Source organism: Ferrovibrio sp. (assembly GCF_964218355.1).
GTDB lineage: Bacteria > Pseudomonadota > Alphaproteobacteria > Ferrovibrionales > Ferrovibrionaceae > Ferrovibrio.
Map to the genome: position 1 here is coordinate 60,246 of NZ_CAXPMC010000014.1, position 26,551 is coordinate 86,796.

Below are 26,551 nucleotides of genomic sequence, written 5' to 3' on the forward strand. Positions count from 1 at the left end.
CGGCCGCGAACGCGGCAGAGTGAAGCCGGCCGCGGCCAGCGCCGCCTAGAGGGATCAGGCCCGCGGCGGCGGGTCGGACGGTGGTGTGTCAGCCGGCGGCGGCGGGTCGGCGGGCTTGTCGTCCGGCTTGCCGCGGCGGCGGCGCAGCAGGCTGCCGCCCAGCAGCATCGCGCGCTGTGCCCAGGCACGGCCGCGATTCATGCCCGCCAGCTCTTCCGCATAGGCGTCCTGCAAAGCCGCACGGTAATCCGAGATGCCGCGGTCGGTGGCGGCATGGAAGCGCCGCACGGCATTCATCCAGAAGGGCGAGATCAGCAGCGACACGGCGATCACGGCGATGGCCAGACGGTAGGTGTCGCCGCCGATCACCTTGGTCGACAGGCCGGCGGCGGCGAGGATGAAGGAGAATTCGCCGATCTGCGCCATGATCAGGCCGGCCGGGAAGGCGCGCTCCCAGGGTTCGCCGGCGCGGCGCAGCAGCCAGATGTTGAGCACGCTTTTCAGCGCCACCACGCCGATCACGAAAGCCAGCACGGTGCCGATATTGCGCCAGACATAGCCGATATCGATCAGCAGGCCGATGGACAGGAAGAACACCACCAGCAGCACGCTCTGGATCGGCTCGGCGACGCTGATCGCCTCGCCGCGCAGCCGCGAATTGGCGATGATCAGCCCGGCGAGGAAAGCGCCATAGGCCGGCGACAGTCCGACGATGCCGCTGAGCGAGGCGGCGACGAAACAGACCGCCAAGGTGGCCAGCGTCAGCAGGTCGACGCGGCCCGATATCGCATCGGCAAAGGGAATGTCGAGCTTGCCCTTGCGGCGGCCGAGCACGGCGATCAGCAGCCCGAGCAGGCCGACCGCCACCACCATCTTCACCAGGATGCCGATCCCCAGTGCCTCCTCGCCCCCGCCGAAGGACGAGACCAGGATCAGCATCGGCACCACCGCGATGTCCTGGGCGATCAGCACGCCGATGGTGATGCGGCCGGTTTCGCTGCGCAGCTCGTCGATATCCTCCAGCATCTTCATCGCCACCGCCGTGCTCGACATGGCGATGATGAAACCGAGCAGCAGCGATTCCTCCGGGCGCCAGCCGAGCAGCGCGCCGAAGCCGAAGCAGATCGCCAGCGAGGCCGCGATCTGCCCGGCGGCGACCAGCGTGGCCGGCCGCAGCACCAGGATGAAGGCCTTCAGGCTGAGTTCCATGCCGATCAGGAACAGCAGCAGGATGACGCCGAGCTCGGCCAGCAGCGAGACTTCCTCGCTCTGTTTCACCAGTCCGGCCCCGGACGGTCCCAGCAGGATGCCGGCGAGGATATAGCCGACGATGGCCGGCTGTTTCAGGTAGCGCAGGCCGATGCCGGAGATGACCGCCGCCGCCATCACGATGGCGATGCCGGTCAGGTCGCTGCTGCCATGCGCTTCCATCCATGCCTCCCGGTGTTGTCTGGCCGTGGCCGGGAGTCTAGCATGGCAGGGCCGCGCCGTTTGCTATTTTGCGGTTACCGGCAGCGGTTTTGCGTTCGGCCGCTCGGAGACCAGCGGCGCGCCGGCCTTCTGCGCTTCCTGCTGCTTGCGCCACAGGGCCGCATAGAGACCATCCTGTGCCAGCAGCGCATGATGGCCGCCGCGCTCGGCGATGCGGCCGCCATCCAGCACGATGATCTCGTCGGCATCGACCACGGTGGACAGGCGGTGGGCGATCACCAGCGTGGTGCAGCCTTCCGCCGCGCGGCCGAGCGCATCCTGGATCTCGCGCTCGGTATGGGTGTCCAGCGCCGAGGTCGCCTCGTCGAACACCATGATCTTCGGCTGCTTGAGCAGAGCGCGGGCGATGGCAACACGCTGCTTCTCGCCGCCCGACAGCTTCAGGCCGCGCTCGCCGACCATGGTGCGGTAGCCGTCGGGCAGCCGCGCGATCAGCCCGTCCAGCTGCGCCAGCCGCGCCGCCTGGTCGATCTCGTCGTCGCCGGCATCGACGCGGCCGTAGCGGATGTTGTAGGCGATGGTGTCGTTGAACAGCACGGTATCCTGCGGCACGATGCCGATGGCGCGGCGCAGACTGAGCTGGTTCACCGCGCGGATATCCTGGCCGTCGATCAGGATGCGCCCGCCGGTGACGTCGTAGAACCGGTACAGCAGCCGCGACAGGGTCGACTTGCCCGCACCCGAGGCGCCGACCACGGCGACCTTGCGGCCCGGCGCGACGCGGAAGCTGACCCCCTGCAGGATCGGCCGGCGCGGATCGTAGGCGAAGCGCACATCTTCGAACACCACCTCGCCGGCCGGCAGCGCGAGGTCGGGGGCGCCGGGCGTGTCGATCACCTCCTGCGGCACGTCCAGCAGGCGCACCATCTGTTCCATGTCGATCAGGCCCTGCCTGATTTCGCGATAGGCGAAGCCGAGGAAGTTGAGCGGCAGGTAAAGCTGGATCAGGTAGGTGTTGACCATGACGACATCGCCGATGGTCATTTCGCCGTTGCGCACGCCCAGCGCCGCCAGCGCCATCACCCCGATCAGGCCGATGGCGATGATGACGCCCTGGCCCATGTTCAGCAGCGCCAGCGTGGTCTGGCTTTTCACCGCCGCCGTCTCGTAGCGCTCCATCGCCTCGTCGTAGCGGCGGGCCTCGTGCGCCTCGTTGGTGAAATACTTCACCGTCTCGTAATTCAGCAGGCTGTCGACGGCGCGGGTATTGGCGCGCTGGTCCTCGTCGTTCATCTGCCGGCGGTATTTGGTGCGCCATTCGGTGATCGCCAGGGTGAAGGCGATGTAGCCGGCAATGGTGGCCACGGTGATGGCGGCGAAGCGCCAGTCATACAGCCACCACAGGATGCCGCCGACCAGCGCGATCTCCACCAGGGTCGGCAGGATGTTGAAGGTCATGAAGCGCAGCACGAACTCGATGCCCTTGGTGCCGCGCTCGATCACGCGGCTGAGGCCGCCGGTCTGGCGTTCGAGATGGAAGCGCAGGGACAGGGCATGCAGGTGGCGGAAGACGTCGATGGCGAGGTCGCGGATCGCCGCCTGCGCCACCTTGGCGAAGACGGCGTCGCGCAGCTCGCCGAAGGCCTGGGCGCCGACCCGGGCCAGGCCATAGGCCAGCACCATCGCCAGCACGGCGCCGACCGCGATCTCGGCCGGGTTGGCAATGCCCAGCAGGTCGATGGCGCGCTTGAAGAAATACGGCACCGCAACATTGACCAGCTTGGCCGCCAGCAGGAAGGCGAGCGCGATGCCGACGCGGAGGCGCAGTTCGGGCCGCGAAGCCGGCCACAGCCGCGGTAGCAGGATGGCGAAAAAGGATGTCTTCTGGCGGGGCATCATGGCGGGGTCTGGATCACGGCTGCGGGGCGGGACGGGAGGACGGTCTGGATGAGGACGGTCCGGAGAGGACGGTCCGGAGAGGACGGCTGGGAGAAGAAGGTCGCAGGATGACGGGACAGTATAGCGCGGCTGGTCCGGCGATTGGTCCGCATGGCCGGCGCCTTGCGTGACCGTCGTCACCGGCGTAATGTTTGCCCCCCAAACAATCTTCCCCTTACATCTGCCAGGGAGCAGTCCGATGAAAGTGGTGAGCTTCGTCCGCAATGGCAAGAGCTCGTATGGTGTGGTCGCCGGTGACGGCATCGTCGATGTCGGCGCCAAACTCGGCGGCAAGTATCCCGATCTGGTCGCCGCACTCAAGGCCGGCGCCCTGGCCGAGGTCGAAGCCGCCGCCAAAGGTGCGGCAGCGGACATGAAATACGACGGCACCACCCTGCTGCCGGTGGTGCCCAATCCCGGCAAGATCGTCTGCGTCGGCGTCAATTACGACGAACACCGCCGCGAGATGGGCCGCGAGCCGCCGGGCCATCCCACCATCTTCGTGCGCTGGCCGGAAAGCCAGGTGGCCCATAACCAGCCGCTGCTGAAGCCCGCCGAATCCGACAAGCTGGATTACGAGGCCGAGCTGGCCGTGATCATCGGCAGGCGCGGCTACAAGGTGGAGGAGGCCGGCGCCTTCGACATCATCGCCGGCTATGCCTGCTACAATGACGGCTCGGTGCGCGACTGGCAGACCCATACCAGCCAGTTCACCCCGGGCAAGAATTTCGTCGCCACCGGCGGCTTCGGCCCGTGGATGGTCACCCCCGACGAGGTCGGCGACCCGCAGAAGCTGGACATCCAGAGCCGCCTGAACGGCCAGGTGATGCAGAAATCCAACACCGAGCTGATGACCTTCAACATCCGCAAGATCATCAAGTATGTCACCGCCTTCATCCCGCTGGAGCCGGGCGACGTGATCGCCACCGGCACCCCGGGCGGCGTCGGCACCAAGCGCAACCCGCCGGTCTACATGAAGGACGGCGACCTGATCGAGATCGAGATCGAGAAGGTCGGCCTGCTCAGCAACCCGGTGAAGAACGCGTAAACGACTTCCAGTCTGTAGTTTCCGAAGGCGGCGCCGGCACCGGCGCCGCCTTTTGCTTTTCTTTCGTCGTCCCCGCTTGAGCGTGTCCTCGGGCTGCGCCTCGCGCAGACCCGGGGGCGGGGACGACGGTCCTTCCTAGCGGTGATCGGCGCCCACGGCCGCCGCCACGGAGGCAAAGCCGTCGCGTTTCAGCAAAGCGGCCAGCTCGCGCCGGATCCGCGCCGCCAGGCCCGGGCCTTCGTAGACCAAAGCCGAGTAAAGCTGCACGGCCGATGCGCCGGCGCGGATGCGGGCATAGGCCTCGGCGCCCGAGGATATGCCGCCGACACCGATCAGCGGCAGGCGCCCGCCGGTCAGGGTATACAGCAGCCGCATCACCTCGGTGGCGCGGGCAGCCAGCGGCGCGCCGGACAGGCCGCCGGTCTCGCCGCGATGGGCGCTTTCCAGCGTGGCCGGGCGGGCGATGGTGGTGTTGGTGGCGACGATGCCGTCGAGGCGGAAATTTTCGGCCAGCTTGGCCACGTCCTGCAGGTCTTCATCCGCCAGGTCCGGCGCGATCTTGACCAGCAGGGGCGTGCCGAGCCTTTCCCGCAACGGCGCCAGCCGCGCCAGCAGGGCATTCAGCTCGTCGCGGCCCTGAAGATTGCGCAGGCCCGGCGTGTTCGGCGAGGAGACATTGACCACGGCGAAATCCACCAGCGGCGCCAGCCGTTCGTAGCCGATGGCATAATCGCCGGGGCGGTCGGCGCTGTCCTTGTTGGCGCCGAGATTGGCGCCCACCACACCCGTATGCCCCGCCGCGCGGCGCGCCTGCAGCCGGGCAGCGGCCGCGTCGAGGCCGTCGTTGTTGAAACCCATGCGGTTGATCACCGCGCGATCCTCGACCAGCCGGAACACGCGCGGGCGCGGATTGCCCGGCTGCGGCCTGGGCGTGATGCCGCCCACTTCCACGAAGCCGAAGCCGAGGCCCAGCATGGCATCGGGCACTTCGGCATTCTTGTCGAAACCGGCGGCGAGCCCCACAGGATTGGGCAGGCTTTTGCCGAACAGCGTGGTCGCCAGCACCGGATCGTCGGCGCCGCCCCCAAGAAACGGGGCAAGCTGCGGTGCGAGACCGGTCTGCTGTCCTGCCTTCAGGGCAGCCAGGGTCATCCGGTGCGCCGTCTCGGCATCGACATGGCGCAGCAGCGGAAAGGCGAGGCAGCGATACAGGTTCATGGCACGGCTCATGCGCGGCTCACGGGTCGAGCGCCGGGAAGACATGCCGGCCGGTCGCGGCATCCAGCGGCAGCGGTTCGGCACGGCGCACGGCGGCCACCGGCAGCGCACCATAGAGATGCGGAAACAGCGCGCCGTTGCGCGAGACTTCCCATTTCAGCGGCGCATCGAGGCGGGCGACATCCACCCACAGCAGCACCAGATCCGCCTGGCCCCCATAATGCTTCGCCGCCGTCTCGGCCGCCTGCGCGGCGGTGGAGAAATGGATGAAGCCGTCGCGCAGGTCATGGGCCGAGCCGGCAAAGGCGCCGGCCGCCTGCGCCTCTGTCCAGGCGGCTGCGGGCAGGATGCGGTAGATGGTGGCGGCGGATGTCGTCATGGCCAGCGGCATAGCATGAAGTGCGGCCGGCAACAAATATCGTCGTTCCCGCGAAAGCGGGAACCCAGGACAACAGCCGGACTGGGCCCCCGCTGGAGCCTGTCCTCGGGCTGCGCCTCGCGCAGACCCGGGGGCGGGGGCGACGGATACAGGGACGGATACAGATAGGTCCTCATTTCGCCCGCCCGGTCACCTTCTCGAAGCTGCGCAGGCCGGCCATGCCGAGCAGGGCCAGCACCAGCTCCAGCAGGCCGTCGGTCTCGATCGCCGGCGGCGCGGCGCCGGGGAACCACAGCGCCGCCGCCCACAGGAACAGCGGATGGCCGATCCAGGCCCAGCCGATGCCGGCGGCGCAGAGCCAGCCGACGGCCGGCCGCCAGCCGGCGACGAAGACCGAGCGGTGGCCGGCCTCGACCTGGTTCAGCACGACGGCGAGGTTCGAACGGTCGAACTGCGCCTGCAGCAGCTGCGCCGCCTCGTCGAGCAGGGCCGCCGCCGCGCCCTGGCGTTCGGGCGGGATGTCGCGGCCGGGCTGGAAGGCGAACCAGCGCGACCATGGCGGCGCCAGCTGGGCCAGCAGACTGGCGGCCAGCTGGTCGGCGGCATCGGCGGCGGTGGCGTCGAACAGCTTCTCGCCGCCCCTCTGCGGCGGCGCCATGCTGCCGGCGGGCATCGCATCGCGCGGCCGGCGCAGCGGCAGCGCATAATCGTAGCAATCCTGCCACAGGCCGGCCCAGGCCTGCTGGCGGGCCTGGGCGCGCGCATGGCGCCGGCGCAGGGCGGCGGCATCCACCGGTGCGGCCCGGGCGGATGCAGTCGACATCATGTCGGATGGCGTCATCATGCCGGATGGCGTCGTGCCGGATGGGCGGGTCATCGCGCGCGCCCTCAGTCGCCGATCAGGCGCTTGGGGGCAGCGGCGCTGCCGGTGCTGCTGCCCGACAGGCCGCGCCAGGAGGTGGCGATGGTCTCGCCCTGGGCGCGGCGGCGGCGTTCGCGCGCCGCCTCGGCAGCCAGCTCGGCCGCGTCCGGCTGGGCGGGTTCGGGCGCCGGCGGCGGCGGCGCGGGCGGCGGCGGGGCCGGCGGTGCGGAACCGAAAAGTCCACCCATGGTCTGCATCCTTTCCTCTGGCGGGCCGGCGGGAGCCGGGCTGATCGGGGCCCGGCCGGCGGGCATGTCTAGGACGCAGCAATTCCTGACTTTTTGCGCGAACTAACTGCTTGGCGAAAAACGGGTCGGCGGTCGTCAGGGCACATTGCTTGTGCAGTCAGAAGTGACCTTTTCCCTGACCAATGCAGCTTGATTTGATCATCGCTTGTAATGGTTCTCTCTACCGTGGAACCTTACTGCATACAAATTTAGGCGCTTGGCCGGTGATGCCGTGTTTTCGTATCTTCAGGACAATCTCTTGGAGGGGGCGCATGAGACGAATTGGGCTTTTAACCGTATCAATTATCTTCATTTTGGCGGGATGCGTTACGACCGTGTCGACGGACGTAAATCGATTTACGAGCCCGAATCTACCGCAGGACCTTACTGGCAAGACTTTCGTCTTCGTGAAACTCGACAAACAGGAAGGCAGTGTCGAATACGACACCCACGCGGCACTCATCTCAGAGTACCTGGAAAAGCTAGGGTGGCGGCGGACCGAGGATATGCGTGGTGCTGACTATGCCGTTTCCTTCTTTTATGGGCAGGGCAACGGCCAAACGGTGTCTCGGGAAATTCCCATCTACGGGCAAACCGGCGGCGGCACATCGTATACATCCGGCACGGTTAACGCCTATGGCGGCAGTGGATATAGGTACGGCAGCTACTCCGGGACAACCTACACCCCGCCGACTTATGGCGTTGTTGGTTCGACTACGCAGACAGAGACCACCTACGCCCGCTTCCTGGATGTCGCCATATATGACTGGCAGAAGTCCATTCACGGGAACAAGCTAGTCGGAGTATGGGAAGGTAAAGCCAACAGCACTGGCAGCAGCAGCACGTTTGCTGCGGTTTCAAAATGCATGATTAAGGCTGTCTTCTCGGACTTTCGAAAATCTGGCACTGAAAATGTCCAGATTCCCCGACCCGAATGCTGAAGTCCCCGGAATCCTATCTAAGCGACCGCGGATTCTGGCGGCCGATCTGTCGTCTTTAAGCCTACGAGTGTGTAGAGCACTGGATTAGATAGTCGACTACCCTGGGGGCAGTAGTTCGTGACCTTTTGTGCGAACTAACAGTTTGATGAGAAAGAGCTAGGTGTTTGCACAGGAGCTCCGCCTATACAGTCGGGAGTGACATATTTGTCGGCTATGTACCTACAGCGCAAATAAATGAGAAACCGAAAGAATGGTCGTAATATGAGCGAGACCCAAGAGGGGCGTACATTCCAGTTTCTACGAAACGGCGATGCCGATCCGTCAGAACTCGACTGGAACAAGGGGGCAGAAAGCGTCCGTCACGCGATCTCAGAGGCTATGAACGCAAAAAATGTCGCGTTCCTGCTCGGCGCCGGATGTTCCTCCTTGATGAAGGGCGAAAAGGAATTTGGCATTTCGACTATGGCGCCATTGGCCAGGGAGTTTTGCGGAGAGACCATCGATGCACGCGCGGCAGGATTTTACGCCGATCCACCAGAAGCTGGGAAGGCGCCAGCGCCATGGCGTTTAAGCAAGGGAGAACTCGACTATCTCGATAAGCTCGGGATAGATCTGGCGAAGGACTACAGCCGCAACCTAGAACGCTTGATGGAGGTGCTATTCGCGCAGCGGTTCGTGCTACGCCAGAGCGAGAATCCCGCTCTTCATCCTTACCGTGCTGTTCTCGACGGTATCATCAAAAAGGTCCAGGACTTCTTATGGACCCGTGTCACCCAAGGGGCCTTCACCACGGGTGGCGACACATCCGTGCGCGACCTCTACGAGCGGTTCTACAAGAAACTGGTCCTGCGAGATCGGTCCTTGCCCCGACCTTGGGTTTTCACGACCAACTACGATCATTTCAGCGAATTGGCAATGGACCGCCTGGGCATTCCCTATGCCAACGGCTTTTCCGGCGTCGTGGAACGTCGCTTCAACCCGGCGCTCTTCCGCTATGCCCTGGCCGAGCAGCTCGACGTCGCCAGTCGCAAGTGGACCACCGTCGACGCCTTCGTCTATCTCTGCAAATTGCATGGCTCGGTCACTTGGACCGAGGACGATCATGGGCTGTTCCCGATTAAGGAGGTCTGGCCGCCTGAGTCGACGAACCAAATGCTGATCTATCCGACGCCAGCGAAGCAGAACTCTTCACTTGGCTCGCCCTATGCGGACCTCTTCCGGGAATTTCAGTCCCGGATCGTGCGCGAGCAAAGTGTTCTCATTACGGCTGGCTACGCATTCGGCGACGAGCACCTGAATAACATAATCTATCAGGCGCTGACGATCCCCACTTTCCGTCTGGTGGTCTTCGCGGCGCCGGACACGGACGGTGAGATCGCCAAGCTACGGGCGCTGCGCGACCCGCGCATTTGGATCATCGGAGGCGACGGCCCTACCGAGGGAACCAGAGCACACTACTTCGACATGATCGTCGAGCATTTCATGCCGCAGCGCCCCAGCGACAGGATCGATGACGCTGTTCGCAAGGTGTTGTCGGATTTGGCGCCAAAAAGGGACGACGAGGCGAAGGATGGCGAGGCATGAGCCACGATGATCGCAAGCGCGCAATAGGCAAGGTGGTCTCAGTCGCGGCCGACCGCTTTGTCATCGAGATGCACGCTGGCACCGACAATTTCACGGTCGTTGGCTTCGACGACGTGCATTATGTAGCACGGCTGGGGTCATTTTTGATGATCCCGTCGCAGTCGGAATATGTCGTGGTCGAGGTTGTTGGCCTGCGTGAGCGCGACGCGAGCATGCCGTCTGAGCGGGGGGATTTTGACCGGGCTAGTTCCGCTAAGTATCTGGATGTGGTGCCTGTCGGCATGCTGCCTATGCGTGGTGGCGCGTTCCGCTTCGGCGTGTCCATATTCCCATCCCTCTATGCAGACGCACTCTATGCGCTGGACGGCGAGCTGGACCGCATCTTCGAGACCGAGGCCGCCATCGAGCCGTCGGTCGGCTTGGAAGGGAGCCCCCGCGCTCTTCAAGGGGCTACGCGATACCGAGTTTTACCCATCGGAAAGTCTGTGGTGTTCGAGGATTATGACGTCAAAGTCCGCCTGAACGAGTTCTTCGGTGGCCACGTTGCCGTACTGGGTAACACTGGTAGCGGCAAGTCATGCACGGTTGCGTCGATCTTGCAGTCTCTTTTCGAAAAGCCGGACGAACATTACGCCCGCGGCGCGACTATTATCGTCTTCGACGTGAATGGTGAGTATCACGAAGCACTTGCGCCCTTGGCAAGAAACGGCGGCATTGGCGTCCATCGCGCAATCCTTGATGGGACGACCGCCGGCTTTCGGATTCCGCACTGGTTCCTAGAAATGGCAGAATGGGAATTGCTTTTACAGGCGAGCGAGCGAACGCAACTTCCCGTCCTTCGGACCGCGCTGGGCCTGACAAGTCTCTTCCATGCCAACACGCCAGATGCTCTGGCGTTGCGCGAGCACTTTGTTGCCACTTGCATCATCGAGTGCTTTCGAGGTGCGGATGGTGACTCCCCTGTTTCAAAGTTCCAGCGCGTAGTTTCACTTCTTCAGAAGTATCCGACGAATGACCTAAATATGGCGCTTCTGAATCGCTTTCATCCAAATTTTCAGTACGGAAATTTTTCGGGGAACAACCAATCGGCGTTTCTGGACGAAGTAAGGAAGAAGCTCCGAGAGGATTCACCCTTACCTGCGTACAATCGGACGCCATTCTCTTTTGATGAGCTGCACGAGTGTCTCGACTTCGCCATCCTCTATGAGGAGGCTCACGGCAACCGACAAATCCGGGACTACTGCTCGTCCATGGTCACGCGACTCAGATCTCTCCAGGAGCGGATGGAGTATGCGTTTCTACGTCACGAAGGTGCCGACATTGGTGTGGCTGCAAGCGAACAGGAGTTTTTGACCAATATTATGGGTCTGGAAAGGGTTGCTGGCGAAGCGTTCACCAAACGCAATCAGGTCATAGTTATAGACCTGAATTCCGTCGAAGATGAAATTGTCGAGCTGGTCAGTGCGGTCATCGCACGCATGCTTTTTCGGCTTCTTCGCCATGCGGAACCAAGAAACCGCTTCCCTATTCACCTGCTCCTCGAAGAGGCTCATAGGTATGTTGCCTCTACACCCTCCCGTTTTTCCATAGACGCGACCAAGATTTTCGAGCGCATCGCTAAGGAAGGGCGCAAGTACGGCATGTTCGTCCTCCTAGCGTCTCAACGCCCGAGCGAGCTGTCCAAGACGGTTCTCAGCCAGTGCTCCAACTTCCTGGTTCACCGTATCCAAAATCCTGACGATCTATCCCAAATTCGCCAGATGACCCCATTTATTTCAGAATCTGTCCTGAAGCGATTGCCGTCATTGCCTCGGCAACACGCGCTCGTGTTCGGAACGTCGGTTAATCTCCCGACGACATTCAAGGTGAGGGAGGCATCGCCGCGGCCGCGCAGCGACGATACTGCCGTGGTCGATTTGTGGTTCCACGAAGAAGGTCGAGCTGCAGGTATTCGCCACGCGCTCCGTCCGGCCGACGTCGCTGCTGAGACCGGAGGAGAGCTGACGGCAGCAAACGAAGCGTCTGATGATGACTTCTTCTGACGATCTGGAGACCCTGGCGCAGATACTAGAGGCAACGGGCGATTACCGAATCATCCGACGTCTCAAGCCACGCCTTCGCACCACTCCGCCTCCTGGCACGCCTCTGCGCCTTGGCATGGTGGTCGATGTGGAAACCACAGGACTCGATCCCCAGCGCGACGAGATCATCGAACTCGCCATGACGCCATTCAGCTATGGTCTGGACGGTGCTGTGTTCTCCGTGGGTGAAAGTTTCCAGGGCCTGCGCCAGCCAGACAAACCGATAGCACCAGAAATTACGGCAATCACTGGCATCACGAATGAGATGGTAGTAGGCCAGGTCATCGACCCCGCCGCGGTTGCGGAGTTCGCGGCACCTGCTTCGCTTGTTATCGCTCACAATGCAGCATTTGATCGCCGATTTCTTGAACGTTTTAGCGATGTGTTTTTGACCAAGCCATGGGCGTGCTCGCTTAGTCAAGTGGACTGGTTTGCAGAAGGGTTCGAGGGCACGAAACTTGCCTACCTCGCTCAGGCTGCTGGGTTCTTCTATGACCGCCACCGCGCAATCCATGACTGTCTTGCTACGATTGAGTTACTGGCGATGACGCTACCCCGGTCCGGCGATTCTGGTCTTAATCACCTCCTGAGCGGCGCTCGGGCCATCACGTGGCGCATCTGGGCGGAGAATTCACCTTTCGATCTCAAAGATATTCTCAAGGCGCGCGGATACCGCTGGAATGGCGAAGCTAACGCGCTGCCGCGAGCTTGGTATATCGACGTTCCGGACAATCAGCGTGACATCGAGATTCAGTTCTTGAAAAGTGAAATATATCGGTATGACGTAGATCTTCGGGTCCGACGGATCGATGCATATGACCGATTTTCAGATCGAGTTTGAACAACCCGATCCGAACCGAGGCCGACAGCCTCATGGGCTTGGGGAAGTGACCCAGTGGATTTGTCATCTTCGAGCATAGCTAATAGATTTCCGAGCAAGCGGCTCTGCAAGGAGATGAGCCTGATCGCTGCCAAGCCAATGCCTTTCATTCGTCCGCGCCGTCCATCTTTGGTGGGAAATTCGCACTGAAGGGTAGAGGTCTCTGACGAAGCTCGTCTCCAGCCAATGTAACCCCTGGCAGCATCGGCTGAATGAATTTAGCCATACCCTGCCCTACCTCTCGATTCCAATACGATGCAAGCCATCTAAGCTTTTCGTAAACATCCGGCTGGTCAATGGTGCTGTCGATTTGCGCCTGTATTGCTTCCCTAATCACTGTGCCACGTTGATACAGCGGATGCTCTTCCAGCATTCCGCCCTGACGGCTAAAGATACCTAATTCACAAAAGATGTTTAGGAACCAAACTCCATCGCGATCGCGTAGGAGACGGCTGCTTCTATAGGTACCCCAGATTTCGTGCTGCGTTGCATACTGATTTGCCGCCGATAATGCCGTCGCTCCAAGAACGATGCGGGGCACCGCTGCTATTGTTGACTCAAGCCTATACGCTTCATTTACGCCAAGGCCGAAGACGACGTCGCCGTCATGGTGAATTCCACCGACCGTAACACCGCCTCGAACAACCACACCGATTTCTAGAAGGTTGATTGCCAGATCGGACAATGAGAAAAGCACATGCCAGAGTCCATCCGCTGTATTTGTAGCGGAGATAATTAAACTGTCTGAGAAGTTCTGCGCCTTAAAATCTGTATTGCTTTCGGTTGGCGCCGCAAAAGCATGAACATTTTGCAGTACACCAAAGATTCTCTCTCTGAGAGTCGGATCACCATCCGCCCTTTTCACCAGAGCGCCAAAGCCAAGAATATCTACAAAGGCGACAACACGCTGCAGATATTTCAGCTGTCGCACGGCCTCATTGACAAAAGCTGCCATATTGGGCCGCCTTCATTTTTTATTCCCGTTCTGATACATATATGCGCCGTCGACTATTCGCGGTCCTTCATTAGGAAATGTTCAGGGTCCGGCTTCCCCTTTTCACCTAATGCATTTTCGCAGTCTTCTCCCAGGCGGTAGCCCGCAATTGTTGTATGCTTCCTGTACACTGCTTCGCAAACAACGTGCTTAATCGTGCTTTCACGCTCTCGAATCAAATATAGCGGTGGCAGAATCAAATAGAAAACGTGCGTAGCCACCATAAGCCAGAAGATTCCCTGTACAGCTGATGGGAGCGCTTCGTCCACCATGCGAGCAACCTTATATTTTTCAATAAACTTCAAATACCATTGCTTCGACGATGGCTGCACAATGGCTTGCTTCATTAGCTTGCGGAAGTATGCAACAACGCCTAACGTGGTGGCACTAAATGGGATGAGCTGCGCACACAACGCCAGCACAGACATATAAAATCCGAGTAACCCTGGCGCTTCACCCGCGCTGCCCATGCCAGTTAAACAGGCCAGCGCGACAGCCGCATAGCCGGCTAAAATATAGCGGCTGATGACAAACAAAGTGTCCCAGGCAGATGGCCAGTCAATTGAATTCTGGTCATCAATTTTCATTTTCACAGAGTCATTCACCGCCCGCCCTCACATATAGCATCAATCACAGTACTAGAAACTCTCCGTGGGTTTTCCATTCTTTCTCCTACGGGCGGCATTCTCCGCTGCTATTGCACTCCGAGCCGATCCAACGTGGATGCATCAAGATGACCACTAACAGCTAAACCTGCGTCTGATTGATACTTGCGCAGTGCCTCCTGCGTCTTCCGCCCTATCAATCCATCTGCTGGTCCCGGGTCGTAGCCTTTAAGAATTAGAGCCAGCTGCACGCGGCGCACAATATCCTTCAGTTCAGTTTGCCCGAGACGACTGACCGTAGGCGGAAGCGGCGTCGCGGCCGGCGCCTGGTAGGCCGGCGATTTGTACGAGGAGTTTGGCGGCGGCGATGCGGGCGGCGGCGCGCTTGGCGTCGGTATCGTGTAGGCAGGTGGTGAGTAGCCGCCGCTACTCGATGAGTAGTGCGAGCGATGAGAACTGTGTGAGCGATGCGAGCTGTGACTTCTATGGCTACGATGAGCGGCAAGCTGTAGTGCATTTTTGAAACGAGCCGGATCGGCCCAGTACACGAAGCTCTGCTCTGCCTGTGTGCCTGTTTCTAAGCCAAGGCCTTTGTTGCTCTGAATAGGTGACGCGGTAGCTCCATTCTGTATAGCAAATGGGCTCGCAGCCCCCAACAGCCAGGCAAGGCGGTGCAGCCAGTTCATGCGGCATGCTCCTCATTGACAATTGGACGTACCGCCCTGCTGCGCCAAGCCGGCCCTGCCGACACAAAGAATCCGGCGCACTTGCCCATGACGAGACAGCCTTCGCAATCCGCTGCGTAGACATTCTTCCAGTCAGAAATTGACTGCTCGGCGAAAGGCCAAAGTTGTGTTGGCAGCACACAAAGCGGCAAATTGTAGATCGAAGTCGTGATCCCACGGTTATGCAGATGAAAGACCGTTTCCTTCAGCTTGGACATATAGTCAGCAGGATCGATCCAGATCTGGTCGCGGTTTCGCTTGGCGAAGCCCATAGGCTCAAGGCCCATCAGTGCCACATGCTCGACAAATGGCAGCCGGCGGTAAATGAACGACGCCAGCTTCGGCAACCGACCAACGGTCATCCTATGAAGCACAACACGAAGTTCAACACGAGCCCCGAGACGGCCGAGTTGATATAGGCCATCCAGTGTTTCCTTGAAGCCGCCAGGCGCTCTGACGACCTCATCATGCAGGTCGGCTACATCGGCATAGAGTGGAACCGCCCAAACCACATGCTGCAGCCGACGCCCAGCCACCTGAGTGGCGAGGGCAGGGTTACCCAATGCACGCCCGTTTGATAGAATATGAAGCACCGTCTCAGGAATATGTCGGCCAGAATGGTCAATCAGGTGGCCGAGCCGATCTCCAAGCAGCGTCGGTTCACCTCCTGATACCCCAAGCTGTACTTCATCTCGATCGACCAGCTCTATCGTGCGCTCCAGTTCGCGCACTCGCCAAGAATCATCCTCATTCCTGGGCGGTTGTGAGCACATGACACAGTCGCTATTACACTGTTCAGTCGCAAAGAGAGTATTTGCTTTGGAGCCGCGTCGATAAAGAACCGAGACGAGCGATGAATTCTGTCGAAGGCGAATGACGTCGCCCGGCTTTATGGCTCCTTCGTCTCGGATTCGGTTTATGCTGATGCCTGCGCCATTGTCAAAATTAATGGAGCCTGCTGCGCCAGGTACCCAGCTTTCCCAAATCAGAGAACTCTCGAGACTGTATTGACCTTTCATGGCCTCCGCGGCCGTCAACACCTTGAGGATACTGATCCCGTCTACACCATGGACAACCGCATGGGTATGAAGGCCAATCGCGCGATTCATTGGTCAATCCAACCGCAATAAGGTACGGACTCGCGGGGCTTCTGCATGGCCCAGGAGACAAATGTGCGCATTGTCTCTGCATCAGCCGTCGCAATTCGGCGAAACAGTGATTGAAAAATGTGGGTATGCTTTTGGCAGAATTCCGTACCGCTGCGATTTGCCGCCGGGTCACCGTGTATCGTTGCATGATAGACGGGATCTGACCCGCAATATGGGACGAAGGCGCAGTTCCTACAGCCGGGTAGATGCTCAGAAACTGCGCCAGTTGCCAGCCAGCGCATGGCTTCAGAAGACATCAGCACGTCGAACGGATCCGAGACTTTCCCCATTGCGAAGCGATCGTCCCCCGTCTCAGCTGCCATGCGCGCCTCATCGGCAGGGAAAACTCGCCCATCATAATTATACACCAGAACCCCGAGACCTGCTCCAGCCGGTGAGCGCAGATCGAGATAACCTGAGTGGAATGGTGTCAAGATGTGCCGTAGCAAGATCGCTGTGTAGGTTTCTTCGAAGGGCTCGCCCGCGGCATTAAGGTCAAGGATGTAGTTAAGCGCCTGATCATAGAAACGAAGATAGTCGGCCATATCATAGCCAATCGCCTTGCGTGTCTTCGTTGCAAAGCCGTAAGGACTGATTGGCCTTAGAAATATCGTTGGAAATCCCAGATCCCGGTATTGATTGATCAGACCTTCCGGATTTCTCAAAGCGGCGCGGGTGATGGTTGGCAACGCGCTCACGCCTTCAGGTCCAAGAATTTTCCGTGTGTTTTCTACAGCGGAGACGGTCCTTTCCCAGGCATCCCGCCCTGGGTTGGGCCGGTTCATGTTGTGCAGTTCCGGCGGCCCATCAATTGAAGTCGAGATCCGGATTTCATGATCGCGACAGAATATTAGATCTTCATCAGAAAGATGATGAAGAGTGGAAACCATCGCAAAGCTGAGTTTCCGCCCCTCTGTCTCGTTCCGCTGTTTCGCTCGCTCGACGATATATCGCACCAGATCAAATCTGATGGACGGTTCTCCACCCTGGAATTCAATTGTCAGGGTTTGAGACGGCGATTCGAAGACCCGCTCTATGGCGAGGGTCGCGTCTTCGTATGACATATCGTGCTTGCCAGAATGGATGCTGGCTCTAGAGACTTGGCAGTATTGGCAACTATGGTCGCAGCGCAATGTCACGACGAAAATGTGAAGCGACGGCCCCTCCAATAGGAAGGCCTTTCGCGTATTGAACGCGGCTTTCTCCAGCTGGCTCCACTGGCGCTCCGAATCCTCAGCGAGCAGGCTTCGAGCCTCAAGATCACGCCGTCGGTCGAGCGACATTGTGTCCGGGGCCAATTTGTAAGCCTCGAACTCATCAGCTGAGAGAATCGCGTAGTCGCCCAAGTCATTACTTAGGAGCACCTGGGCACCACCTGCGTCGAGCGCTGTCGACCTGATCACTGCCACCCCTCCCAATGCTATCGTAGCTTGGGCGAGCTTGGCTCATCAACGAGTAGTGCTCCCGGCGGCCCCACTTGAACGCCACCGACAATTACCCTTGTATGGTGGAATACAGGATTATTCAGAGACTCTGGAAAGGTACTATTGAATTCGGACTAGTCGGCAACTATGCGCCTGTGGCCGTCTCTCCGCTTTCGCTCCGCGCGCAAATCTTCTCGAGCAGCTAGGTCCTGTACTATCAGGGCTTCCAGCACATCTCTACGCATCGTATGCCGGCCTGAAAGGCGAATTTTCTTTCCATACTTGAGCAGCCTGGCCCGTGGCCACGTTTTCACCCGTGCCCTTGCGATTTCAGTCTTTGCCAGAAAGGATTTGCGCAGATCCTGCCCATTGAAGGTCTCCAGGACTGACTTGTTCAGTTCAGGCTCAAGTTTCAACTGGGGTGCTTTCCCCCGAATAGCCTCGGAGACGAACGACTGAGTGAGATGAAAATAGAACTTCTCGCAAGTCTTGGTATTTGCGTGGCCCAGGTTCTTTGCTATCGCCGCAATCGGCACTCCGGCCATCGCCAATGTGCTGGCGTATGTATGGCGCAGGGTGTGAAATGTGACGTACTTAAATCCTGCCAACCGACATCCTGCTTGGAGCCGGACTGTACAATCAGCGTTCCGCCAGGGCTCTCCGTCCAACCTGCGGAATATCAGATCGTCTGAGTGAAGTGATATTGTCCTCTTGCGGAAGAACTCATGACCCTCTTCAGTGAGAATTACATTCCGGGACCTGTTGGTCTTGGTCGGCTTAAGGTAGAGAGTGCCGTTCTTTTCGTCGAAGTCGTCCGCTGTGGCGGTACTGATTTCCTGGAACCGGGCACCCGAGAACAGCGTACCTCGAACGAGATCCTGAAAATCAGCGGGCAGGAAGAACATCAACCGCTGGCACTCCTCCGCGGTCAGGCATTCCAGCTTCGAGACCTCTCCCAATGGGAACTGGGTTGCCCAGCGCCACCCGACGTCGCTTTTGACTTTGCCCTCCCGGAATGCCTTGTTCAAAGCTGCCTTGAAAATTCCAAGGTCATGGTTCGCGGTATTTCTACGCTTGCGGATTTCCTCCGGCGTGGATGGCGGGGCCAAGTATTTTCTATTTTTACCATACGGCCCGTGAACAGATCTCGGACTGGCCGCTATTGCAACATGCCAGTCCCTGATTTGCTTCACAGTGAGGTCGGCCACCCTGAGATGCCCGAAGGCGGGGAGGATCGTCGCGTTCGCCCGGCATTGGGTGTCCCGGATGTTCTTTTTATAGGTTCGGATCCAGTCGAGGTACTCCTCAATGGCCTCCGCGACCATGTAGCTATCGCGAGGATCGTCGGTCGCGTCACTCGCCTTTGGAACAGGCGCCTCAAAGGCAATTGCATGCGGTTCAGCAGGATGGAAGCTGATCCTGGTCCCTGGTGTAAAAATGCCGCTTATTCGGTCGAGCCAAATATCGATGGCTTTTATGTCATAGGCGCCCAGGGCCATAACCGGTTGCGGCATGCCGCGCTTCAAGAAATCCGGCATACGCTGCGCCAGCTGACTTTCAGTCATGCCAAGATAGGCGGCGAGCATCGGGGTTGTGAGTAGACGGGGTGACAGAGCGACCCCGGTAGCAGCTACTGCGCTCATGGGTGACCTCCGCATATTTCGGGATCACCTTACGCCTATATGGATTTCTCTCCAGAGGACTTTACGCCGCCTACAATGGCATTCTCCCCTTCGGGAGATGGGCTCGCCTGCCCCTACGAGTGCCTGACCGACCTTGATGGACCCGCAAGCTTTCTACGGGTTGCGAGGGTCATCCCCTCGCGCTCCAGAAGCCGCGAGATTGCAGCTATCAGCAAGAACCCCTCATCATTGCTTTTGGGATCAAACAATAGGCCAACGTCAGTAGCAGGGCATTCAAGCTCCTGGGCGAGTTCGGCATCGACCTTGGTTGCTGACCTGTAGTTTGCCAGTATGCGGCTACCCACTTCCGCTTCGCCGCCAAGTATTGCGTCGACAGCCTCTCGCAGAATCTCACGTCTGAAGGCCATATCGGTCTTCGCGCGCCTCACCACGAACGTGTGGAATGACCTTGTCAATGCCATCGCCATATCCTCCATGAGATCGGCTACGTTGGTGCTCAGGCCGTTGATCTAGCCTCAAGGTACTGCCCAGAACCGACAAACAAGTCGAGCGCGCCGATCCTCTGGCGTGCCGCGGAGCGCTCCAGGAACAGCTGCAACGCCGGCCCGCTATAGTGAAACCGTCGAAGCCCGGCCTGACGATCGTCGACGCCAACGACGGGTATGGAGCCATTGAGCGCCGCCTTTATCAGGTGCGTTGGCGTGAAACCGGCCTGGCGAAGCCGGACAACTGCCCTCTGGTAATTGATCCCGGGCCCGCTTTCGTCAGTGTCCATGGCCATCTCCAGCCTGTTCAGCAGGCGGGCGATGGTCGTTTTGTCTATCTCGTAGCGCTTCTTTATTCTGGGTGCTATCCGCTGATTGGGCGTCAGCAGTCCGTCATGTACAAGAGACCGGTAGGCAGGCTTGGAAACGCCAAGAAGCCTGGATGCGGTGCCGCTGTCGACAATGTGCCTGCGCCGATCCAGATACGCCCTGATAGAGGCTCGGTCAATCAGAGCCATTGTCCGCTTGAACCCCATTGGACCTGTCTGACCGGTCAACTCGCCCTCGCGAAGAAGAACGTCAACTGTTTGCGGCGCCACCTTCAGTGCCTTTGCGGCCCGCGGTCGGGATACCAGAACCGGATTCCTGGCTGCCTTGAGCCATTTGTTTCGATCCGTCGTATAGCCTCCCGTCCATTGCGCATGAACGTACTTTGCCATCTCCTTGCGGATGACTTTCAGCGACGACCTGGTGAATTTATGGGATACGGTCGAGTAAAATATTCCGAATTCCTTGAGTAGTCCGGTGCCTTCGGAACTGGCCTTGTTGGAATCCCGTACGCGATCAAGGAATGCATGGAAGCTCCCCGGCCAGGCACCGAGGATTTCGGCCGCGCGTGCCAGATGCTGCAAATTCTCCACGATGCCCTTTCCTGCTCCTTCGGACCGGACAAGTCGCCCCTCCAGATCGAACGAGAAGGAGCCGAGCACATGGACCACATCCATGAACTCCACAGCCGGCAGGGTTGATAGCGGATTATCTGACCAATCCGACTTCCTGAAGGGTGGGTTGCCGAAAACCTTGGAGGACACGGTCTGCGACAAGTCCAGTAGTAGTTCATCGACAGTCTCTGCTCCGGCGGACCGGAAGTCAGCACCACAGGGGCAGAAGCATATTCTGCTGCGATTCCAGGATATGGAGGATCCGCACGCAGGGCATTCATCGATCAGTCTTGTTTTATGGCGTGGGCAAGCACAGAAGAATCTGAGTTCCCATTCAGACCTGCATACAGGGCTCTCCGCGAGGCATTGCGAGCAGACCCTGGCCGAGGTCAGCTCCAGATACTGGCGCTTCAGGACCTGTCCATTCAGGCTCACGTAGGCCGGCGACTTTCCAGGCGGCGGCCAGTAGGTCCGCCGTCGCAATTCTTCCATCGCCACCCCTGTCACAGCTGACAGGGCACTCATGTCCGAAAACGTTGAAATGCCCGCAGACAGGCCGGAGAGGTTCAATATCCAGTGGAAGCTCGGGTAAAAGTTTGCTTCAGCGCACCTCAGTAAATAGCCATGCAGGCTCTCGACGTCCTTTATGCCCGGACGAACGACAAGCCGCTTGGCAGACTCTGTGGTGGCGACAGTCATGGCACAAAGATGCCTATGCCGCCTGCTTTGGAGCGACCTTCGACTTGACAGACGTATTGAAGGGTGGATTCGTAAGTATCACCTGCATTTTCCCCCACGTCTCATCAATTTCCGGCAGCGGCCCCAGGAAAGGATCAGGCTTTATTCGCCGGGCGGTCGTAAGTTTGTATGCCTTGCTAAGTGACTTTGCTGTGATACGTGGCTCATTCAACTCGATCGCTATATGCGCCCCCTGCCTGACGATTTTCATCAGTGACGAGACCAGGCCTTTCGATGCGAAGAAAAGGCGCTGCGCCATTTCCGGATCTGACAGCCCGGATTTTTCGCGCAACGGCAATTGATCATCCAGCTCACTGAGGAAGTGGAAGAACTCTTCCCGCTTCGCCTCGTGCCACCTGAATGGCTTCAGGTATGCCTGGGCCATAAAGCGACGATCGAGCTGAGGGTATGATTCGAGGATCTTGCCGCACTTCTCCAACCCCACAAGAACCACCGGCAGCCGGCTTTGCGTGATCAGGTTCTTGAGCCAGTCCGAAGTTGACTGAAGCGACTTTGCACTCTCATGTTCGAGAAAATGCTGAAACTCATCGACGATGATGATTTCGACACCGCATCGCTTTAGCAGACGGATCAGGCGGTCCGTTCTGGCATTCAAGGTACCCTTATCCGCGAGCGGATCTCCCAACGCAAAAAGCATCGACTCAGCCAGGGACTTCATCGTCGGGACGGCAGGTGCGTCCACCTTCAGAACCGGGATTCGCTGCCCTTCCTCCTCCTCTGACACCTTGTGCCGCTGCATATAGGCCGCCACCACTGCCGATTTTCCGGTACCGCTCTCCCCCAGGACCATCATGCAGTACGGGTCCGTGGCGCCCTTGCTCCATGTGCGGCAGTATTCAAGCTTACGGATGATATTGTCCCATCTTTTGTGCCGGATGCGGGCCGTCTCTATGAGTAGTGACGCACCATCACCACATGCCAGATCTAGGAAGGGCGCCGCGCCCCGATCGCCGTTACCTCCGGAGTCTTGCGGGGATTCGCCCGAATCAGATGTCGTCTTCGTCGTCAGCGTCATGCGGGGTCTCCGATTGGCTTCTGTCTTCTTCATCGAAGTCGATCAGGTCATCGTCGTCGTCGAGATCGGCGCCCTCCAGTGCCGCTATCCGGCCAATTGCGTCGAGGCCTTCGGACGAAACGCCGTCAGCCCCAGATTCTGGCCGACCGGCAGGGTTGGTACCGTCAACGCCAAGGAGCCTGGCTGCCTTCATATGGGATGACGTCAGCGTCCCTTCCTCCCAGCCATTTTTATACCAGCCCACGATCCTCTCCCTTACCTTGGCCAGGGAGAGTTGTCGTATCTGCGGATCGGTCGCTTCCCGGCGATACTTCCGAAACACTCGATGCTGCTGGAGCGAAAGGCCGCGAGCGTATTCCTGGTCTATGGCTGGCACCGAGATTGCAATCCCGGTACCCGGATCGATGACATTGATACTGCCAAGGTCACTGACGTCGTAGCGCACCGTCACCGTAACGGCTCCGCGGTTGGCGAGTCGGATGGCGGCGAGCTCCTCGGACTGGTAGATGAGGCCCAGAAGCTGAACGCCGTAATGCTGTATGGTGCGATCCGCAATGTGCGATAGCGCAAACTCGACGTCGTTTGCTGCTGCCGGAAGGCGTGCCGGATACTTTTCGATGCCCTCGTTCCAGCGACGCACGGGAATGTCATGGATGCCACGCCTGATATCCTGGGAAAAGTCGCCGACAATCCAGGTGTAGAGGATGCGAACCAGCACCTGCAGGCTGATCGCCGCGTTCTTCTCGGACTTGTATTCCCCTCGCTCTATCACATTTGAGAATGTGCGACCCGGCAGCCCGGCGAGGAGCTGGCTGTTAATGATTCCGAAAAACCTCTCGACGATTGGCTTCAGCCATGGGCTGCGCACCCGGGCATGGAGGATCTGAATGTCCAGCTGCTGGCAGGCCATCTCGAAGCTTCGGGAGTGAAACTCCTTGCCGTTGTCCACAACGATGCATTCCGGAATCCCGTAGCAGGGCCAGTCGTTGGCAATGTCGTCATACCTTGCCAAGGCCGCTGTTTTTGGGTGTATGGCATGCTTGAGACAGGACAGAACAGAGTGCCAACTGGGCGGGACAAACCCGATGTGGAAGCCCACCGGCATCCTTGTATAGGCGTCGATAGCGATGGTCAGCCAGGGACGGCCGATCGCAAAGCGTCGTTGTGAGTCCATGACGATCAGATCCAGTTTGGTGTGGTCCACCTCGATACGCTCCAGCGGCCGCGTCGTGGTGATCCCCTTATTCCAGGCCCGGAATTTGAGATCGGCTGCGACTCTGCCGTAACGTTTGGCTATGCGTTCATACGGATTTGTGTGCCGATTAATTTCATCGTAGAGCCAGCGGAGGCTCGGAACCGGCAGTACTGATTTGCGTCCGGGGCGGGAATTCTCCGCGTCGATCGCCACAAGCACTGCGTCATATACCCTGCGCACCGTTGCCCTTTCGGGTGTCAGGTATCGGTCGCGGACCACTCGCGCGACAATGTCCAGAACCTGCCTGGGGAGGCGACGCCCGCGCCAGCCGCGGTGGCGCGTGCTTGGAAACAGGGACCGGATGTCCCTGCCGGCGGCCAGAAAATCACGGAACCATCTGCGGATTGTCGAATAGGACGGTGCGGCAGGATCATTGAGCGCCTTCGCTGTCGCCGCAATCATAGGCATGGCCATGGCTTCTGACAGCTGGGTCATTCCGGCCAGGTGAAGAGGTCGGATATATGCCCATTTTCGCTCGAATAGCTTTCTTTCTTCGGCGCTAAGTCCGGCAATATCCCGCTTCAGCTTTTGCACCAGGTGATCCGGATTGAGGGTGCTTCGCTTCAGCTGCGGCACAGGCACCTTGAGTTGTTTTTTTTCTCAGCGATTCCGACCGCTATGTCGACATGCTTGATCTGCGTGAGGTCTCCAGTCTTCTCGCACCGCAGGTGGACAACATCGCCGATGACGCTGATCACCTGATGCAGCAGACCGGACATCCAAAGATACATACCTACGGAGAGCGGTATCGCCGGCATTCGCGCACCTCACGCCCAGGTCAGAAGCATGTCTGGCGTTATTGGCGCCACGGCCAGGTCAGCCGCGAGATATCCACGGGCGAGCAGGCTGTAGATGGTGGCGATGTCAGGCAGGTCCGAATCCAGCATATGACCCAGCTCTTCCGCCGACAGCTCGCCGCTCGACGTCAGGGTCCTCTTCACCAGGTCGAACTTGTGCTCTTCGATGCCGTGGCATCGATATCTGAGGAGTATCTTCCGATTGGACAGGAGCGGTTCGACCTTGATATCCACGTCAGTCACCACCCGGTACTGGTAGCCTAACTGCCCAAAGTGATTGGCGGCGGCCGCGAACACTGCCTCGTATTTGCTCACCCTTTTGGCCGGCTTCACCTCGTAGAGGAAATTCCCATTCCGCTGTTCGACGTAAAAGTCCGGCGTGTAGCGAAGGCTCTTCCCTGCGGCCTGAAGCTGCACAGTCACCGGCTGCTCCCTGAACCGGAGAACCCGGTCTTCGAACTCCAGGTGGGTGACGAACTCCTGCTCGAGATGAGACTCGCAATAGATCGTCCGGCCGCTCTTACGGCTGGGGAACCGGCTCATGCACCTAGGCATCGAAGGCAGAATCACCTTCCTGGCACGCCGTCCGTCCATTGAAATCATTGGCATCTTTCCTCGAATATAGTGTTGTAGAAAAATACAACGTTGTAGACGCTACAACGCAGCCTCGGCAAAATGCAAGCGTGTTGATGAGGCGGCTCGGGTTGCAGGAATTCAGGCAGCAGCAGGAGCCTCCACAACCGGTATTGGGCGCTAATGGTTGTGGATCAGGTCACAGGCGGTTGTGGGATTTTGCTTAATCTCTGAAAAGAAAGGCGTTTCGACTTTGTCGGGAATTACAACCAGTCTGTATGTTCAGTGGGGTTGATGCTAAATGAACATCATGGCGGACCCCAAAACCCTTAGTCCTGAAGCTGCTATTGCTACCATTAAACGGGCTTTGAGCAGTAAAGGCAGCTGGGTGCTCGTTGCGGCCGCTACCAGTTCGGTTGCAAAGGCCGGGACCTGGCGAGGAAAGTACCGCTCCGAGACTGATTGGCTGAATGACGCGGCCAAAGCGGCTGATGTCACTGCAAATACCCTTCGTCGGTACCTCACTGCCGCGGAGTTCTTTCGGAAGCAGGCACCGGAAGCGTACCTAAACCTGACTACTGGCAGAGTAAAATCCGATGTTCCGGATCCAAAGTTTGGCACCGTCGAGATCATCAAGCGTATTCACGATATCTCACCAGATAAGTCAAAATCGGCACTGGCGGCGCATCTCGCCGACAATCTGACATTCCGGGCGGCGCAAGAGCAGTACTCCAGCTTGTTTAAACCGATCATTGACCCCTTTGCTGGCAGCGGCGTGAATTTTGTTTATGGGAACCCACCGTACTCTGCCGTTGGGGACTATGGGAAAACCGCTAGCAGGCTCGTACATGCTGGTCGGAATAAGCTGCACGAACTGATCGAAGCTTGTCATGAGATAACAGCCGGAATTGGATCTGGTGCGCGCCCACCTTATGTTGTTCTGCGTGACCGGCATCGGTTCCGCTATATCAGCCCAGACGTCATAGCTGTTGGAACAAAGAATTCACAACTGGCATTCATTGATGGGTTTAATTTGAGGCGCATTGCGGTTGGATCGTCACGCACCGCGATCAACCGCTTAATCAGCGACACTGCGTTTTATTCGAGTTTCTTTCGCCACTATTGGCTCGTTCTGGATTCCGAGATCACCGAAGCAGAAGAGATTTCAAAATCCCTCGACGATCTATCATTGGTCAATGTTGGCCTCGCTTTTCTCACTACTGGGAAGTGGGCAGAACTGAAAATCGCGCGTCACCCGACTGGCGAACCGCATCCCGATAGACGCGACTTGGCACTTGCAGAATTACGCGAAGTGACACTTTGATAAATTGGCTTCTTGGTTCAGCATCGATAGCTGTACAAACAGATTCGACGGCGCCTCACAGTCAGATTGCCACGAAGGAGTGAGAATTGCGGATTATACTGGACGAAGGCTGCTCCATGCATGAAGTTGGACTGAGTCCGTGAATTGTATGAGCAGTAGTATATTCTTCAGCATTCCAAGAGAGTGATTTCCAAGGAAATTCCGGTAGACGTCT

Annotated in this window: 23 protein-coding genes; 6 read left to right on the plus strand and 17 right to left on the minus strand. The window is 59.0% G+C overall.

Annotation, left to right across the window (positions count from 1 at the left end; genetic code table 11):
• Positions 1-54 precede the first annotated feature (54 nt).
• Positions 55-1,431: a cation:proton antiporter gene (locus ACEQZY_RS08810; RefSeq protein WP_370153655.1), complete on the minus strand. Its 1,377-nt coding sequence runs from the start codon at positions 1,429-1,431 to the stop codon at positions 55-57.
• Positions 1,432-1,494: 63 nt separating this feature from the next.
• Complete coding sequence (locus tag ACEQZY_RS08815) at positions 1,495-3,330, minus strand: ABC transporter ATP-binding protein/permease (RefSeq protein WP_370153657.1); 1,836 nt, start codon at positions 3,328-3,330, stop codon at positions 1,495-1,497.
• A 238-nt stretch (positions 3,331-3,568) separates the two neighbouring features.
• Here ACEQZY_RS08815 and ACEQZY_RS08820 point away from each other — a divergent pair, with 238 nt between their 5' ends.
• Complete coding sequence (locus ACEQZY_RS08820) at positions 3,569-4,417, plus strand: fumarylacetoacetate hydrolase family protein (RefSeq protein ID WP_370153659.1); 849 nt, start codon at positions 3,569-3,571, stop codon at positions 4,415-4,417.
• A 135-nt stretch (positions 4,418-4,552) separates the two neighbouring features.
• Here ACEQZY_RS08820 and ACEQZY_RS08825 read toward each other — a convergent pair whose 3' ends face one another.
• From ACEQZY_RS08825 to ACEQZY_RS08840, 4 genes are all read right to left on the minus strand, one after another.
• Positions 4,553-5,647, minus strand: a complete 1,095-nt coding sequence (locus ACEQZY_RS08825) for a quinone-dependent dihydroorotate dehydrogenase (RefSeq protein ID WP_370153660.1) — start codon at positions 5,645-5,647, stop codon at positions 4,553-4,555.
• Between the two features lie 7 nt (positions 5,648-5,654).
• On the minus strand, positions 5,655-6,014 hold the full coding sequence (locus tag ACEQZY_RS08830) for a DUF952 domain-containing protein (protein ID WP_370153662.1): 360 nt from the start codon (positions 6,012-6,014) through the stop codon (positions 5,655-5,657).
• Between the two features lie 172 nt (positions 6,015-6,186).
• On the minus strand, positions 6,187-6,891 hold the full coding sequence (locus ACEQZY_RS08835; protein WP_370153664.1) for a portal protein: 705 nt from the start codon (positions 6,889-6,891) through the stop codon (positions 6,187-6,189).
• 11 nt (positions 6,892-6,902) lie between these two features.
• Entirely contained in the window at positions 6,903-7,124 is a 222-nt protein-coding gene (locus ACEQZY_RS08840; RefSeq protein ID WP_370153666.1) for a hypothetical protein, read from the minus strand.
• 311 nt (positions 7,125-7,435) lie between these two features.
• On the opposite strand from ACEQZY_RS08840, the gene ACEQZY_RS08845 reads away from it, so the two are divergent.
• The 4 genes from ACEQZY_RS08845 to ACEQZY_RS08860 all read left to right on the plus strand — a co-directional run bounded on the left by ACEQZY_RS08845 (position 7,436) and on the right by ACEQZY_RS08860 (position 12,610).
• Entirely contained in the window at positions 7,436-8,104 is a 669-nt protein-coding gene (locus ACEQZY_RS08845; protein ID WP_370153668.1) for a DUF4136 domain-containing protein, read from the plus strand.
• A gap of 261 nt (positions 8,105-8,365) precedes the next feature.
• Complete coding sequence (locus ACEQZY_RS08850; RefSeq protein ID WP_370153670.1) at positions 8,366-9,688, plus strand: SIR2 family protein; 1,323 nt, start codon at positions 8,366-8,368, stop codon at positions 9,686-9,688.
• Positions 9,685-11,730, plus strand: coding sequence for an ATP-binding protein (locus ACEQZY_RS08855; RefSeq protein ID WP_370153672.1), 2,046 nt, complete (start codon positions 9,685-9,687; stop codon positions 11,728-11,730). Before ACEQZY_RS08850 ends, ACEQZY_RS08855 begins: the two co-directional genes overlap by 4 nt.
• Positions 11,714-12,610, plus strand: coding sequence for a 3'-5' exonuclease (locus ACEQZY_RS08860; RefSeq protein ID WP_370153674.1), 897 nt, complete (start codon positions 11,714-11,716; stop codon positions 12,608-12,610). The genes ACEQZY_RS08855 and ACEQZY_RS08860 overlap by 17 nt, the downstream gene beginning before the upstream one ends.
• Positions 12,611-12,755: 145 nt before the next feature.
• Here the strand turns inward: ACEQZY_RS08860 and ACEQZY_RS08865 are convergent, their stop codons facing one another.
• The 11 genes from ACEQZY_RS08865 to ACEQZY_RS08915 all read right to left on the minus strand — a co-directional run bounded on the left by ACEQZY_RS08865 (position 12,756) and on the right by ACEQZY_RS08915 (position 25,043).
• Positions 12,756-13,604 carry a hypothetical protein gene (locus ACEQZY_RS08865; protein WP_370153676.1) on the minus strand — a complete coding sequence of 283 codons (849 nt, stop codon included), beginning with the start codon at positions 13,602-13,604 and terminating at the stop codon, positions 12,756-12,758.
• A 53-nt stretch (positions 13,605-13,657) separates the two neighbouring features.
• Positions 13,658-14,230, minus strand: coding sequence for a hypothetical protein (locus tag ACEQZY_RS08870; RefSeq protein ID WP_370153678.1), 573 nt, complete (start codon positions 14,228-14,230; stop codon positions 13,658-13,660).
• A gap of 107 nt (positions 14,231-14,337) precedes the next feature.
• Positions 14,338-14,934 (minus strand): His-Xaa-Ser repeat protein HxsA, encoded by a 597-nt coding sequence (hxsA, locus tag ACEQZY_RS08875; RefSeq protein ID WP_370153680.1) that lies wholly within the window; start codon positions 14,932-14,934, stop codon positions 14,338-14,340.
• Positions 14,931-16,082 (minus strand): His-Xaa-Ser system radical SAM maturase HxsC, encoded by a 1,152-nt coding sequence (gene hxsC / locus ACEQZY_RS08880; RefSeq protein ID WP_370153682.1) that lies wholly within the window; start codon positions 16,080-16,082, stop codon positions 14,931-14,933. The genes hxsA and hxsC overlap by 4 nt, the downstream gene beginning before the upstream one ends.
• Positions 16,079-17,524, minus strand: coding sequence for a His-Xaa-Ser system radical SAM maturase HxsB (gene hxsB / locus ACEQZY_RS08885; RefSeq protein ID WP_370153684.1), 1,446 nt, complete (start codon positions 17,522-17,524; stop codon positions 16,079-16,081). Before hxsB ends, hxsC begins: the two co-directional genes overlap by 4 nt.
• A gap of 155 nt (positions 17,525-17,679) precedes the next feature.
• Positions 17,680-19,188: a tyrosine-type recombinase/integrase gene (locus ACEQZY_RS08890; protein ID WP_370153685.1), complete on the minus strand. Its 1,509-nt coding sequence runs from the start codon at positions 19,186-19,188 to the stop codon at positions 17,680-17,682.
• A 113-nt stretch (positions 19,189-19,301) separates the two neighbouring features.
• Positions 19,302-19,649, minus strand: a complete 348-nt coding sequence (locus ACEQZY_RS08895) for a hypothetical protein (RefSeq protein WP_370153687.1) — start codon at positions 19,647-19,649, stop codon at positions 19,302-19,304.
• Between the two features lie 35 nt (positions 19,650-19,684).
• Positions 19,685-21,313, minus strand: coding sequence for a TniQ family protein (locus ACEQZY_RS08900; RefSeq protein WP_370153689.1), 1,629 nt, complete (start codon positions 21,311-21,313; stop codon positions 19,685-19,687).
• Between the two features lie 13 nt (positions 21,314-21,326).
• Positions 21,327-22,388: a TniB family NTP-binding protein gene (locus ACEQZY_RS08905; RefSeq protein WP_370153691.1), complete on the minus strand. Its 1,062-nt coding sequence runs from the start codon at positions 22,386-22,388 to the stop codon at positions 21,327-21,329.
• Positions 22,360-24,177, minus strand: coding sequence for a Mu transposase C-terminal domain-containing protein (locus ACEQZY_RS08910; RefSeq protein WP_370153693.1), 1,818 nt, complete (start codon positions 24,175-24,177; stop codon positions 22,360-22,362). The genes ACEQZY_RS08905 and ACEQZY_RS08910 overlap by 29 nt, the downstream gene beginning before the upstream one ends.
• A 233-nt stretch (positions 24,178-24,410) precedes the next feature.
• Positions 24,411-25,043, minus strand: coding sequence for a TnsA endonuclease N-terminal domain-containing protein (locus ACEQZY_RS08915; RefSeq protein WP_370153695.1), 633 nt, complete (start codon positions 25,041-25,043; stop codon positions 24,411-24,413).
• A 271-nt stretch (positions 25,044-25,314) separates the two neighbouring features.
• Here ACEQZY_RS08915 and ACEQZY_RS08920 point away from each other — a divergent pair, with 271 nt between their 5' ends.
• Complete coding sequence (locus tag ACEQZY_RS08920) at positions 25,315-26,337, plus strand: hypothetical protein (RefSeq protein ID WP_370153697.1); 1,023 nt, start codon at positions 25,315-25,317, stop codon at positions 26,335-26,337.
• Positions 26,338-26,551 lie beyond the last annotated feature (214 nt).

Bases quoted from the DNA above. Each gene is read 5' to 3' on its own strand.
- ACEQZY_RS08810 (WP_370153655.1), bottom strand. From the start codon at position 1,431: ATGGAAGCGCATGGCAGCAGCGACCTGACCGGCATCGCCATCGTGATG.
- ACEQZY_RS08850 (WP_370153670.1), top strand. From the start codon at position 8,366: ATGAGCGAGACCCAAGAGGGGCGTACATTCCAGTTTCTACGAAACGGC.
- ACEQZY_RS08900 (WP_370153689.1), bottom strand. From the start codon at position 21,313: ATGACTGTCGCCACCACAGAGTCTGCCAAGCGGCTTGTCGTTCGTCCG.
- ACEQZY_RS08890 (WP_370153685.1), bottom strand. From the start codon at position 19,188: ATGAGCGCAGTAGCTGCTACCGGGGTCGCTCTGTCACCCCGTCTACTC.
- ACEQZY_RS08855 (WP_370153672.1), top strand. From the start codon at position 9,685: ATGAGCCACGATGATCGCAAGCGCGCAATAGGCAAGGTGGTCTCAGTC.
- ACEQZY_RS08825 (WP_370153660.1), bottom strand. From the start codon at position 5,647: ATGAGCCGTGCCATGAACCTGTATCGCTGCCTCGCCTTTCCGCTGCTG.
- ACEQZY_RS08840 (WP_370153666.1), bottom strand. From the start codon at position 7,124: ATGGGTGGACTTTTCGGTTCCGCACCGCCGGCCCCGCCGCCGCCCGCG.
- ACEQZY_RS08845 (WP_370153668.1), top strand. From the start codon at position 7,436: ATGAGACGAATTGGGCTTTTAACCGTATCAATTATCTTCATTTTGGCG.
- ACEQZY_RS08830 (WP_370153662.1), bottom strand. From the start codon at position 6,014: ATGACGACATCCGCCGCCACCATCTACCGCATCCTGCCCGCAGCCGCC.
- ACEQZY_RS08905 (WP_370153691.1), bottom strand. From the start codon at position 22,388: ATGACGCTGACGACGAAGACGACATCTGATTCGGGCGAATCCCCGCAA.
- ACEQZY_RS08870 (WP_370153678.1), bottom strand. From the start codon at position 14,230: ATGAAAATTGATGACCAGAATTCAATTGACTGGCCATCTGCCTGGGAC.
- ACEQZY_RS08820 (WP_370153659.1), top strand. From the start codon at position 3,569: ATGAAAGTGGTGAGCTTCGTCCGCAATGGCAAGAGCTCGTATGGTGTG.
- ACEQZY_RS08865 (WP_370153676.1), bottom strand. From the start codon at position 13,604: ATGGCAGCTTTTGTCAATGAGGCCGTGCGACAGCTGAAATATCTGCAG.
- ACEQZY_RS08860 (WP_370153674.1), top strand. From the start codon at position 11,714: ATGATGACTTCTTCTGACGATCTGGAGACCCTGGCGCAGATACTAGAG.
- hxsC (WP_370153682.1), bottom strand. From the start codon at position 16,082: ATGAATCGCGCGATTGGCCTTCATACCCATGCGGTTGTCCATGGTGTA.
- ACEQZY_RS08895 (WP_370153687.1), bottom strand. From the start codon at position 19,649: ATGGCATTGACAAGGTCATTCCACACGTTCGTGGTGAGGCGCGCGAAG.
- ACEQZY_RS08920 (WP_370153697.1), top strand. From the start codon at position 25,315: ATGAACATCATGGCGGACCCCAAAACCCTTAGTCCTGAAGCTGCTATT.
- ACEQZY_RS08915 (WP_370153695.1), bottom strand. From the start codon at position 25,043: ATGATTTCAATGGACGGACGGCGTGCCAGGAAGGTGATTCTGCCTTCG.
- ACEQZY_RS08815 (WP_370153657.1), bottom strand. From the start codon at position 3,330: ATGATGCCCCGCCAGAAGACATCCTTTTTCGCCATCCTGCTACCGCGG.
- ACEQZY_RS08835 (WP_370153664.1), bottom strand. From the start codon at position 6,891: ATGACCCGCCCATCCGGCACGACGCCATCCGGCATGATGACGCCATCC.
- hxsA (WP_370153680.1), bottom strand. From the start codon at position 14,934: ATGAACTGGCTGCACCGCCTTGCCTGGCTGTTGGGGGCTGCGAGCCCA.